This window comes from Pleomorphomonas sp. PLEO, from assembly GCF_041320595.1.
In the GTDB taxonomy this organism is placed as follows: Bacteria; Pseudomonadota; Alphaproteobacteria; order Rhizobiales; family Pleomorphomonadaceae; genus Pleomorphomonas.
This window is the reverse complement of the sequence record NZ_CP166625.1, coordinates 158,939-170,615: the sequence shown is the minus strand read 5'-3', so window position 1 is coordinate 170,615 and position 11,677 is coordinate 158,939. Positions and strand designations below refer to the sequence as shown.

Sequence of the window (11,677 nt, the reverse complement as noted above, 5' to 3'; positions counted from 1 at the left end):
GATGCGGCGACTTATTGGCCGGCCGGTTCGAGATGGGTGATGGTGTCGAGGCCGGTCATCTGAAGCCAGCCGCGCCACGAGATCGGGATGAACTGGCGATCGGTGCCGTCGGCCGGCCAGTTCTTCCAGGTCGTGGTGCTCATCTGCGCCCAAGCACCGTTGTACCACAGCGGGATCATCGGCAGCTCATCCATGAAGGTGACCTGCAGCTTGGCCGTGATTTCCTTCATCTTGTCGATGTCGGTGCGCGGCGTCTTGGCGAGCGCCACGGTAAGATCCCAAGCCTTCTTGTCCTCGAAGCGCGCAAAATTGTAATTGGTCTGCGAACTCAGGATCGGCAGCTGGTAGAGGTAGCGGTAGTAGGTATAGGGCGTGTCGCTAAGCGGCTGGGAATTTTCGATCATCAGATCGAAATTGCCGGTGTTGCGCTGCGACTGGTAGGTGTTGAAGTCTGGATACTTCGGCGTGATCTTGATGCCCACCGCCTTGGCGTCGGCCGAGATCATCTGCACCGCCTGCATCCAGTCCGACCAGCCCGAGGGAACCTCGATCTTGAGGTCGATCGGCTCGCCCTTCGGCGTCTGGTAGAAGCCGTCGGCACCCTTCTTGTATCCGGCCTTGTCGAGGATTTCGGCCGCCTTCTTCGGGTCGTAGCTGAAGCCGTGCTGCTTAACCGCTTCCTTGTCGATATACTTGTCCCAAACCGGCAGGAGGCCGGTCGGGCTGGCAGGCAGGACGACGTTGCCGTAGTCGACCTTGGCAATCTGGTCGGTGTTGATGGAGAAGGCCAGCGCCCGGCGGAAAGCCGCGTCGTCGAGCGGCGCCTTCTTGGTGTTGGGCAACAGCCAGGACGTGACGGCCGGCAGCATGTAGGGCGGCTTGTCGTAATAGGTGTGCAGGCCATAGCCGCCGCTGATCAGCGTCGCCACGCCCGGCAGGAAGTTGTTGTTGAGGTCCTGCTTGCCGGAAAGCAGCAGCCCGAGCGCCACGTTGTTCGACGAGTTGACGATGTCGATGATGTACTTGGGCTTCGGATCAGGCGAGATGCCGGCCTTCGAGGCCCACCAGCCATCCGGCGTCTTGGTCCAGACGACGCGGGTGGTCGGGTCATAGCCGGCCTTGTCGAACACATAGGGTCCGGTGCCGATCGGTGCGTCGGGCGTCCATGAGGTAATTTCGGTTTCGTTAGCGTGATCCTTCCACTGGGAAGGCTTCATCATCGGGATGTTCCAGATGGCATTCGACCAAGCTTGGTAGTTGGGCGTGCCATCGAACGTGACGGTGATCGTATTGCCGGCCACGTCGACGCTCTTGATGCTCTTGTAGAGGTCGGTCCACCAGATGGTCGGCAGCTTGCCGAGTTCGATGTTCCACTTCACGTCATCGGCCGTGAAATCGCCGCCGTCACTCCACTTGATACCGGAGCGGATGGTCAGCTTGTAGACGGTTGGGCTCGTCCATTCGCCCTTCTCGGCCAGCCAGTCGATATACTTGTCGGCGATCGGGTCGTAGCGGAACAGCGTCTCGTTGACGAGGCCGATCAGGCCGTTGGCAAAGTTGCCGAAATAGGGGTTGAAGCCGACGATGTTGCCCCACTGAGCGCCGCTCATGTAGAGCGTCTCATTGCGGGGATATTCGCCCGACTGCGCGAGCGCCGAGCCGGCAACCGTCGCCATCAGGGCGGCAGCTGACAAGACCGTAAAGGTGCGACGATTGATACCAAACGACATCTCGTTCCTCCCTTTCCTTGAGCGGCGAACCTCCCCGCCGCGACCAAAACGCTCCCCGGATCGGCCTCAGCCTTGGGTTGCATAACTTACGAGAGGGTCATGGACAGTGACGGTCAGGAAAAGGGAATTACCCAAACGATCCGACCGAACGGCCGATGACGGAACAGTGGTGACTGCTGGTTCCTCTCGCTCCACCCGAAACGACAAGTCACTGGAATATCGCGAAAATCTCCTCAGCTTCCCGCGAAGTAACAGCCGGTGACCTATCGGTGCGCCTTCCGCGGTCGCCCGCAGGGTTCACACCTGTAACGTTACAGTAGGCTTACCTAAACGCGCAACGAGACGCAAGCCTCAGTTCTGTTTCTCACCCAAAGGATGTAGGGTGAGCTACTGGGAGGAGCGGCGCTGCCGGGGGGGACCGGAAATTTGCGTTGCGCAACAATAAGATGTCCCACGACGAGACGCGCATAGAAAGCGCGGCGGAACAGCCGCGATCATCGGTTCGACCGACGCTCAAGACCATTGCCCGTCTTGCCGGCCTTGGCGTGACGACGGTGTCGCGCGCCCTGCATGATGCGCCCGACATCGGCGAGGAAACCAAGGCGCGTGTCCGCCAATTGGCCCAAAGCCTGGGCTACCAGCCGAACAGGGCTGGCGTGCGCCTTCGGACCGGGCGCAGCCACGTCATTGCTCTGGTGCTAGCCACCGAATCCGAGGAGCTAGGCATCAATTCGCAGCTCATCTATGGCATTTCCGAGGTGCTGACGGCCACCAGCTACCAATTGGTGGTCATGCTGCACGACCCAGCTGCCGATCCGCTTGGACCAATCCGCAACATTGTCGAGGCTGGCGCCGCCGATGGCATTCTGTTCGCTCGCATCGAGCCGCGGGACGCTCGGGTTCGCTTCCTCACCGAACACGGCGTGCCGTTTGTAACCCACGGTCGCACCGATATGAGTATCGAACATCCCTATTTCGACTTCGACAACGACGCCTATGCGGAAAGTGCCGTGCGCCGTCTTGCAAGCCTCGGTCGACGCCGCCTAGCGCTGCTCGCGCCGCCGCTCCATCTGACTTACGCTTTGCATATGACGGCGGGCTTCCATCGCGGCATCGTCGCTTTGGGGCTCGAGCGAATCTCCGTGGATACGATCGATACCGATAGTCCTCATGAACTTATCCAGGCCGATGTGTTCCGCCTGATCGAAAGCGGGACGCGGCCGGACGGCTTCGTCTGCGGCAGTGCCGTGGCGGCGCTGGCGGTGACCGCCGGTGCCGAGGCGGCAGGCCTTGTACTCGGCTGCGACTTCGATGTGGTGGTGAAAGAGTCCTCGAACCTGTTCCGTAAGTTTCGGCCGGCCATCGAGACGGCCCACGAGGATTTCCGTGCCGCCGGGCGTTGGTTGGCCAAGACGATAGTTGACCGCATCGAGGGCACCGCTGACGCGAGCGTCCACTTTCTCGACGTACCACGGCTGGCCGTTCCTGAGCAGAGGGAGACGGTGGTCGCCGGCGGCGCTTGATTGGGGGCTATCGCCGATACGGCAAAGCGCCCGATCCGGTCAGGGAAATCGAGCGCTCGGCGTCGGCCGGGGGTGGGCGGCCTGAGTTCGATAGGTTTGGTCCACTCAGCAGCTGAAGGCTCGCTCGCCGCGGAGGTTGCCGGCGACCTGACGCTGGCGGGCATCGAAGTCATAGCGATCGGTGCCCACTGTGACGTAGATGAATTCGCGCTTGGCGGCGGCGGGGGCGCGGAAGGTCTTGGTGAGGTGCTTCAGGGTGCCAAACATGATCTTGTTCCTTTTTCCGTTCCGGGCGGATCCCGGAACCCATTTGATTTCTCTTCTTTGCACCCTGAATATAGCGCCCCCACCGTCTTTCTCCAATGGCTGGAAGCCGCCGCGGTGAATCGTATTTTCTTTGGGGATGCTTCAGTTTTCCTGAGTTTCCTAGAGCCGGACTCAAACGGTTACCTGCGGGCCACCTCCTCGGGCTCGTGGAGCATGTGGTAGTCAATTGCCTATTATCGGTTTCACGTCCGTCTGATCTCTGCTCCGTCCCCTGGCCGGCAGACAATCTCCTCGGGTGCCCACTCTCCTCGGGCGCCAAGAGCTTTCAGACGGACGGCGGCCGGTCACTTGGGCTGGCCTGAAGCTACGCAGGCCCGATGCGGCCTTGCAGTCAGGAGCCGCCATGAAGGCTACATTTTCTCTCTGATAGTCTGATTGCCCTTGGCTACGTCAACTGCGCGGCAGCGCTGTTCGCCCGTCTTCATCGCTTCCCCGCAGGCCCTGCGGGTATTAGTATGAATAATAATATTATTGTCACGCCCGCGTCATTCAGCCCCGCTAATGAGCCTTTAGGGCAAAACAGGGGGCGGAAGATGAAGTCGGATTAGGTGAGTGACAGGCTTCTCGGCCGTGGGCTCATCGAGCGTCAAATTGGAAGCGCTCCAGCAATCACTTGGCCGAGGTCCCGAATAGCCACCGGGAACGGAACCTCAGGAATCCCGAGCCATCAGCGACTGGTCGTCTTTGAGCACGGCCGGCGGTGCCGGGCTGCGATCACAATTTTTCTTCAGATCTTATGAGACACCGACATGTTCCACTCGATCTTCGACTATCGGCAGACCCGGCAGCGCGCCGCGGGCATGACCGCCTGCACGGGGAAAGCCGTCGGCCGGCACGCCGCGCTGATCATCTCGGCTGCGAAAATCCAGCTGATGTGTTTTGGCTTGATTACCCTGACGGCTCCGGTGGCTTTCGCCCAGGAGCCCTGGATCATGGTTGAGCGAAACTTCTTCGCTGGTAACGATGCTGATGCGGCGCGTGGGCAGGGCGTAACCACCGACGGCAGCCGCTGGTATTTCTCGGGCACCCACTCGCTCGAAATCGCCGACGACACCTTCAACACGATCACGATCGACAAGAACGCCATCGCCTCACAGTTGCAGATCCCTTCCGAGCTGTCGCGGGTCGGCCTTAACCATATCGGTGACATCGATTACGCCAATGGTTTGCTCTACATTTCTCTCGATTCCAGCAACCGCGATCCGGTGACCGGCAACAAATACAGCAATCCGGTTTTCGCCATCTATGATGCGGAGACTCTGAGCTTCACCGGCAAGGCCTATGCGCTCAATCCGCCGCATGGCGTTCATGATATCGCCAGTTGGGTCGCCATCGATGCCGAGAAGGGCCTTGCCTATGGCATCGCCTACGACAATGCCACCGAACTCACGGTCTATAATCTCGCCGATTTCAGCTTCAATAAATATATCCCGCTTTCCGCGGTGGTCGACCAGGCACAGGGCGGCAAGATCCTCGATGGTTGGATGTATTTCGCCACCGACAATGATGACAAGAAACTGATGCGGGCCAATCTTTTGACAGGTGAGGTCGAGACCATAGGCAACCTCAAGCTCGATGCCGAGCAGGAGGTCGAAGGCCTTTCAATTCGGTATACGAAGGATGGCTGGTCGCTCAACGTTCTTAATCGCGAGGAGAGTGTGCCGGGCAATGGACAGGGAGGCGTGGCCTTCTACAAATATCTCCGCCCCTATGGAAACGTGCTTTCGGGCGAAATACATAGCGATATCGCTGGCGCACTTCAGGAAGACAGTCGTTTCCTGCGTGAGGCGACCAATCGTCGCCTCCAGTCCGCCTTCGATGCTACCGAGCTTCCCTCCGTCAAGGACGGGCAGAGCGCTCAAGATGCCGGTGGCCCCGCCTTCTGGAGCGAGGCGTTGGCCTCGACAAGCAAGCACGGCAACACCGGCGATGCCGCTGACTTCGATCGCTCGCTGCACGGCCTCATCGCTGGCGTCGATGTGCCGATCGACAGGTGGCGTCTCGGCTTCGTCGGCAGCTATAGCCGTGGCAGCTTCGATGTCGGCCAACGCCGCTCTTCCGGCGATAGCGACAATTACGAGATCGGCACCTATGCCGGCACGCGGCTCGGTGATTTCGGCCTGCGCTTCGGTGCGGCCTATGGCCGCCATCAGATCTCGACCAAGCGAGATGTCGTCTTCCCCGCTTTTGCCGAGCATTTGACGGCAGAGTATGATGCGATGACCGCCCAAGCCTTTGGCGAGGTCGACTATCGGATAAAGCTCGACCGCCTGGACCTCTCGCCCTTTGCAGGCTTGGCCTATGTCCATCTGAAGACGGATGGCTTCTCGGAGGATGGCGGTAGCGTGGCGGCGCTGTCGAGCGATGATCAAAGCTGGAACAACAGCTTCTCCACCGTTGGCCTGCGCGCATCGGTGCCGATCCAGTTGGACGCGGTGGAAGGGCATGTCCGTGGCATGATTGGCTGGCAGCACGCCTTTGGCGACACTGCGACCGAGAAGCAGCTCACGTTCAAGTCCGGCGCCGACTTCACCAGTACCGGCGTCCCCATTGCCAAGGACGCGCTGGGGCTCAATTTCGGCATGGATCTGGCACTAACCAAGCAGACGCTACTGAGCGCCGATTATTCCGGCCAGTTTGCCGACAATGAACAAAGCCACGCTGTGAAAGTGAACTTCAAGGTCGAGTTCTGATCAGGATAAGCGGATCTGCCTTTTCTCAAGGGCAGATCCATCCTGCCTTGAGGGGCGCGATGGTATGGCGACGCTGGAAAAGATAAGGCCCTTTGTAAAGCTGCGATCGTGGGATGGCGCGAGGGGCCTTGTAGTGTCTCGCGCCGATCCATGCCACACAGCATCCGCAACTGCGTCCGCGTGGCACTGCTTCAAGGTGCGCGCGATCTTTCAGCTTCGCGCTCACGACGTGCCGACAGCGAGCGATTGACATCAGCCTCCGAGAGGTCGATCAGCTCGATCAAACGGCTGCTTGCGGCTTCGGCATCGCGTTGGGCGATCGCCTCGTAGACCCCCAAATGCAAGGGGAGTGAAGGGCGCTGGCCATAAGGATTGTCATCTGACAGTCTGAAGCTGATCAGCAAGGCTGTGGCGATCAGGCTCGCCAGGGAGCCGAACAGTTCGTTGCCGGTCATATGCAGAATGTTCTGGTGAAATGCGAGATCCGCCTCGGTGAACCGCTCGTTGTCGTCGACGAACCGCTCCATCCTCTCATAGCTCTCTTTGAGAGCTGCGATCTGCTCCTCACTGGCGCGCCGGGCTGCAATCGCGCCGGCGCTCGGCTCGATGGCACGGCGCAATTCGAAAAGCGCCCGGGCCTCCTCGAAGGTTGACTGAGGGCCGTAACGCCAGGCGAGAATATCGGGATCAAGGAAATTCCAGTCAGCACGCGCCCGGATACGCGTCCCTGTCTTCGGCCGCGCTTCGACCATACCTTTGCCGGCCAGCACCTTGATGACCTCGCGAAGCGCCGTGCGGCTGACGCCATGCGCCGCGCTCCAATCGTCGGCGTTGGGCAGTGGGTCGCCCGGCAGAAGCTCGCCGCGCACGATGCTGCGTCCAAGCAGATTGAGTAGCTTCGCGTGCACGCTAACACTCGCCGATCCCTGCGGGCTCGAACTGTTGAAAAGCATGTTCTATCGCCCCCTACAGGATATCATCATATTGATATTATTATTCTACATGAAACTCGTCAACTATTGGTAGGTAACAAGATATATCCTGTTCGATGTGTGCCACTTGGTCGCTGCACCGTCCTGACGAATTCGTTGCCAGAATAGCTTCCCCCTAAACCCACCCGGCATCCACGATGAACTGCTGGCTGGTGCACATGCGGCTGTCATCGGAGGCGAGAAACAGTGCCATGCGGGCGATATCGTCAGTCTGCAGTCGACCCGGCAGGCATTGCCTCTGGTCGATCTGCGCCTCGGCCTCGGGCGTCAGCCACAGCTCGATTTGCCGTTTGGTCATCACCCAGCCGGGAACGAGGCAGTTCACACGGATATTATAGGGGCCGAATTCGCGGGCGAGCGCCCGCGTCATCCCCGTTATTGCGGCCTTGGCCGTCACATAGGCGCAGCAATCGGGATCGCCCACCATCCAGGTGATGGAGCCGAAGTTGATCACGGATCCACCACCGAGCGCCCGCATCTGCGGAATGACGGCTTGGGCAGCAAAGAACTGGTGGCGGAGATTGACGGCCATGCGATCGTCCCAATAACCCACATCGACATCCTCAACGCGATGGTGATCGTCATTTCCGGCATTGTTGCACAAGACGCTGATCGGTCCGATCTCGGCGCTCGCCTGGGCAATGGCTGCCTTCAGCGCTTCGATATCGCGTAGGTCGCAGGGGAGGAATAGAGGCGGCGTGTTTCCCTCGGTCCCGATCGCCTCTGCCAGTGCTCTCCCAGCCTCCTCGGCAATATCGACGAAGGCGACACGGCTGCCCTGGGAGCTGAAATGCCGGACGAGGCTTTCCCCGATGCCGCTGGCGCCGCCGGTGATGAATATGCTGCGCTCCTTGAGGCTGGGATAGCTGGCATATGTAGTCTGGCTGGTCATCGGCTATCGCTCCCCTGTCGCTTGCGCGGCCGCCTCAACCGTTGGCGGCTTATCGCGACCTGCTAAGCGACAAAGAAGACAACCGCGTAACAATTCACCGAGACCAATGACCCTTTGGATCAAGCTATTAGAATCCTTCCAGCACGATCTTGCCGCGCGCCCGACCGCTCTCGATGGTCGCGTGGGCGCGGCGGAGGTTATCGGCGTTGATTGGCCGCAGCACCTCAGTGAGCGTCGTGCGCAACTGTCCGGCATCGACGAGACGAGCGACTTCGCTGAGCAGCTTGCCTTGTTCTTCCATGTCCGGCGTTTCGAATAGCGCGCGCGTGAACATCAGCTCCCAGTGCACCGATACGGCCTTGCGCTTGAAGCCGGTGATGTCGAGCACCTCCGGATCGTCGATCAGACCGAAGCGTCCCTGCGGCGCGATAAGCTTGGCGATCTCGCCGAGGTGGTGATGCGTTTGGGTGGTCGAGAAAACGAAGGCTGGCGCGCCGATCCCGAGAGCGGCCACTTCCTCGGCCAGCGGGCGCGCGTGATCGACAACGTGGTGGGCGCCGAGTTCGCTCACCCAAGCCGCCGTCTCGGGGCGTGACGCCGTGGCGATGACGGTGAGATCGGTCAGCGCTCGGGCGAGCTGAACGGCGATCGAGCCGACACCGCCAGCCCCGCCAATGATGAGAATGGCGTTGGCTGCGCCAGTAACCTTGCGTTGCACATCGAGCCGGTCGAACAGCATCTCCCACGCGGTGATGGCTGTCAGCGGCAGAGCCGCGGCCTCGGCGTTGCTGAGCGATTTTGGCTTGCGGCCGACGAGGCGCTCGTCAACCAGATGGAACTGACTGTTGGCGCCGGGGCGGGCGATCGAACCGGCATACCAAACCTCGTCGCCGGGCTGAAAACCGGTTGTCTGGTTACCAATAGAGACGACGCGGCCGACGGCGTCCCAGCCGAGCACCTTGAAAGAGTCTGGTGCTGGGGCGGAGCTGGCGCGCACCTTGGTGTCGACGGGATTGACCGAGACGGCGGCGACCTCAACGAGCAGATCGCGCCCGGTAGGCGTCGGTGTAGGCAGCTCGACATCGAGAAGCGAGTCCGAACGGTCGATAGGGCCAGCTTGGCGATAGGCGACGGCTTTCATGGCTACTTCCTCTGCTATGGATATGAGCGATTGTTGCGCCTATGATCGCTAATAGCCAATACGCACAAAAAGCGCAGATACTGCGGAAAAGGATAGTGTCATGGCCAAGGTCCGGCATTCACGCTTTGACTGTGCGCCCGGCTGTTCGGTTGAGGCGGCCATTGGCCTCATCGACGGCAAATGGAAGTCGGTGATCCTGTTTCACCTGCTGGAGCGGACACTGCGCTTTGGCGAGCTGAGTCGCATCCTCGCATCGGTCACGCCGCGCATGCTGACCAACCAGTTGCGCGAGCTTGAGGAGGATGGATTGGTGGTGCGCACCGTCTATCCGCAGGTGCCGCCCAAGGTGGAATATTCATTGTCGCCACTCGGTCGCTCAATGGAGCCGGTCCTGATGGCGCTGAAAGCCTGGGGCGATGCCAATATCGGCCGCTTCGGTAAGCCCAAGGGCGTCGATTCGCGTGAAAAGCAAAACCCACCGGCGCCGACCGGCCAGACGACCGGAGGGCACCAGTGGGCGAAGTTCGATCCGGCCCCGATCGAGTGATCGGAGCCGTTTTCCCAACTAGGCCCGCTTCGGGCCGCGATCGAGCAGCGCGTAGAGCAGGATGGCGCCGAAGGTTGCGGTGCCGATGCCGCCCAGCGTGAAGCCGCCGATGTTGAGGGTGAGATCGCCAGCGCCGGCAATCACCGCCGCCGCCGTGGTGATCAGGTTCTTGGTCTCGGAGAAGTCGACCTTGTTCTCCACCCAGATCCGGCCGGCGGTGGCCGTGATCAGGCCGAAGATGACGATGGACAGGCCACCGATCACCGGGCCGGGGATGGTGCCGATCAGCGCGCCGAACTTCGGCGAGAAGCCGAGCAGGATGGCGATCACCGCCGCCACCACGAAGATCAGCGTCGAGTAGATCTTCGTCACCGCCATCACGCCCATGTTTTCAGCGTAAGTGGTGACGCCGGTGCCGCCGAAAGCGCCCGACAGCATGGTGGCGAGGCCATCACCGAGGAAGGCGCGGCCCATGTAGGGGTCGAGGCTGCGGCCGGTCATGGCGCCGATCGCCTTGATATGTCCAAGGTTCTCGGCAACCAGGATGACCGCCACAGGTGCGATCAGCGCCATGGCGCTGGTCGAGAAGGTCGGGGCGGTGAAGGTCGGCAGGCCAAACCAGGGCGCGGCGTCGAGCTTGGTGAAGTCTATCGGTGCGTCGCCGAAAGAGGCGGCCCCCAGCCAATAGACGATATAGCCGACGAGGCCGCCGATCAGCACCGGGATACGACGCAGCATGCCCGGTAAGTAGACAGCGGCGACACCGACGGCGACGATGGTGATAAGGCCGACGCTCCGGTCGAAGCCAGTGGCCGAGATACCCTTGACGGCGATCGGTGCCAGGTTGAGGCCAATGGCGGCGACGATGCCGCCGGTAACGACCGGTGGCATCAGCTTCTCGATCCAGCCATAGCCGATCTTGATGACGACAAGGCCGATCAGCGCGTAGACGGCGCCGGCCGCGATGATGCCGCCGAGCGCCACCGAGATGTTGGTGTTGGGGCCGGTGCCGGAATAGCCGGAGGCGGCCATCACCACGGCGATGAAGGCGAAGCTCGAGCCGAGATAGGATGGCACGCGGCCACCGATCACCAGGAAAAAGATCAGTGTGCCGATGCCGGAGAACAGCACGGCGACATTCGGGTCGAAGCCCATGATGATCGGCGCCAGCACCGTCGAGCCGAACATGGCGACCACGTGCTGGAAGCCGGCGATCAATGTCTGCGGCCAGGGCAGGCGTTCATCCGGCGCGACACGATCGGCGGCGGTCAGTTTCCAGCGCGGAAACCAGCCTTCGGTTGGGCTTTTTGTCATGATTGTCTCGTCTGTTGTCCCAGGTCCGTCCCCCGTGGGCGGTCGCATGGGAAAGGCGAGATGGTCACTATCTCCAGGAGCGGCGAAGGCGAAAGAGCGGCCTTCTGCGACCGTTGTCAGCAGCTCAATGGAGGGAACACTGTTTCTGAACGCGAAAACGCGTATTTTTACCAGATGGTCAGAATTCAACCCATTGGTAATCCACAGAAAAATCGGTGGAATCGGCCCTATGGTCGAAGGGGCGGCGCACCCGAATCGTCTTGACAGGGGCGGTGGATTGCCGAAAGTTGGCCCCGTGCAAGGTGTTCCGGCGGCATGCGGCCGCCGGGATGAAACGGGAATGGGGAAGGATCACGATCCGAAGCCCCGGCCGCCCCCGCGACTGTGCGTGGTGAGCTTCCGTCCAAAATGCCACTGGGAATCCCGGGAAGGCGGACGGCAGGCAGCGATCCACGAGCCAGGAGACCGGCCATGCACAGAATCGGATTCCGTCGGGTGAGACGGAAAAGGAGACTGAT

The 11,677-nt window shown here is 61.0% G+C and carries 9 protein-coding genes and 1 riboswitch; of the genes, 3 read left to right on the top strand and 6 right to left on the bottom strand.

The window, feature by feature from the left end:
- Positions 1-11: 11 nt before the first annotated feature.
- Positions 12-1,730, bottom strand: coding sequence for an ABC transporter substrate-binding protein (locus tag AB6N07_RS00705; RefSeq protein ID WP_370675920.1), 1,719 nt, complete (start codon positions 1,728-1,730; stop codon positions 12-14).
- A gap of 446 nt (positions 1,731-2,176) precedes the next feature.
- Between AB6N07_RS00705 and AB6N07_RS00700 the strand changes: the two genes are divergently transcribed.
- Complete coding sequence (locus AB6N07_RS00700; RefSeq protein ID WP_370678163.1) at positions 2,177-3,253, top strand: LacI family transcriptional regulator; 1,077 nt, start codon at positions 2,177-2,179, stop codon at positions 3,251-3,253.
- A gap of 105 nt (positions 3,254-3,358) precedes the next feature.
- On the opposite strand, the gene AB6N07_RS00695 is transcribed toward AB6N07_RS00700, so the two are convergent.
- Positions 3,359-3,520: a DUF3563 domain-containing protein gene (locus AB6N07_RS00695; RefSeq protein ID WP_370675919.1), complete on the bottom strand. Its 162-nt coding sequence runs from the start codon at positions 3,518-3,520 to the stop codon at positions 3,359-3,361.
- Between the two features lie 809 nt (positions 3,521-4,329).
- Between AB6N07_RS00695 and AB6N07_RS00690 the strand changes: the two genes are divergently transcribed.
- A complete protein-coding gene (locus AB6N07_RS00690; RefSeq protein ID WP_370675918.1) occupies positions 4,330-6,273 on the top strand; it encodes an autotransporter domain-containing protein in 1,944 nt (647 codons plus the stop codon).
- A gap of 191 nt (positions 6,274-6,464) precedes the next feature.
- Here the strand turns inward: AB6N07_RS00690 and AB6N07_RS00685 are convergent, their stop codons facing one another.
- From AB6N07_RS00685 to AB6N07_RS00675, 3 genes are all read right to left on the bottom strand, one after another.
- The gene (locus AB6N07_RS00685; RefSeq protein WP_370675917.1) at positions 6,465-7,226 is read right to left on the bottom strand and encodes a FadR/GntR family transcriptional regulator; all 762 of its coding nucleotides are present in this window, start codon (positions 7,224-7,226) and stop codon (positions 6,465-6,467) included.
- Between the two features lie 154 nt (positions 7,227-7,380).
- A complete protein-coding gene (locus AB6N07_RS00680; protein ID WP_370675916.1) occupies positions 7,381-8,157 on the bottom strand; it encodes an SDR family NAD(P)-dependent oxidoreductase in 777 nt (258 codons plus the stop codon).
- Positions 8,158-8,284: 127 nt separating this feature from the next.
- The gene (locus AB6N07_RS00675; protein ID WP_370675915.1) at positions 8,285-9,298 is read right to left on the bottom strand and encodes a zinc-binding alcohol dehydrogenase family protein; all 1,014 of its coding nucleotides are present in this window, start codon (positions 9,296-9,298) and stop codon (positions 8,285-8,287) included.
- Between the two features lie 100 nt (positions 9,299-9,398).
- On the opposite strand from AB6N07_RS00675, the gene AB6N07_RS00670 reads away from it, so the two are divergent.
- Complete coding sequence (locus tag AB6N07_RS00670) at positions 9,399-9,845, top strand: winged helix-turn-helix transcriptional regulator (protein WP_370675914.1); 447 nt, start codon at positions 9,399-9,401, stop codon at positions 9,843-9,845.
- Between the two features lie 18 nt (positions 9,846-9,863).
- Here the strand turns inward: AB6N07_RS00670 and AB6N07_RS00665 are convergent, their stop codons facing one another.
- The gene (locus AB6N07_RS00665; protein WP_370675913.1) at positions 9,864-11,159 is read right to left on the bottom strand and encodes a solute carrier family 23 protein; all 1,296 of its coding nucleotides are present in this window, start codon (positions 11,157-11,159) and stop codon (positions 9,864-9,866) included.
- Positions 11,160-11,442: 283 nt separating this feature from the next.
- A riboswitch (cobalamin riboswitch) is annotated at positions 11,443-11,648 on the top strand.
- Positions 11,649-11,677 lie beyond the last annotated feature (29 nt).

Excerpts from the sequence above, each read along its gene's own strand:
- AB6N07_RS00705 (WP_370675920.1), bottom strand. The coding sequence starts at position 1,730 with ATGTCGTTTGGTATCAATCGTCGCACCTTTACGGTCTTGTCAGCTGCC.
- AB6N07_RS00700 (WP_370678163.1), top strand. The coding sequence starts at position 2,177 with ATGTCCCACGACGAGACGCGCATAGAAAGCGCGGCGGAACAGCCGCGA.
- AB6N07_RS00695 (WP_370675919.1), bottom strand. The coding sequence starts at position 3,520 with ATGTTTGGCACCCTGAAGCACCTCACCAAGACCTTCCGCGCCCCCGCC.
- AB6N07_RS00690 (WP_370675918.1), top strand. The coding sequence starts at position 4,330 with ATGTTCCACTCGATCTTCGACTATCGGCAGACCCGGCAGCGCGCCGCG.
- AB6N07_RS00685 (WP_370675917.1), bottom strand. The coding sequence starts at position 7,226 with ATGCTTTTCAACAGTTCGAGCCCGCAGGGATCGGCGAGTGTTAGCGTG.
- AB6N07_RS00680 (WP_370675916.1), bottom strand. The coding sequence starts at position 8,157 with ATGACCAGCCAGACTACATATGCCAGCTATCCCAGCCTCAAGGAGCGC.
- AB6N07_RS00675 (WP_370675915.1), bottom strand. The coding sequence starts at position 9,298 with ATGAAAGCCGTCGCCTATCGCCAAGCTGGCCCTATCGACCGTTCGGAC.
- AB6N07_RS00670 (WP_370675914.1), top strand. The coding sequence starts at position 9,399 with ATGGCCAAGGTCCGGCATTCACGCTTTGACTGTGCGCCCGGCTGTTCG.
- AB6N07_RS00665 (WP_370675913.1), bottom strand. The coding sequence starts at position 11,159 with ATGACAAAAAGCCCAACCGAAGGCTGGTTTCCGCGCTGGAAACTGACC.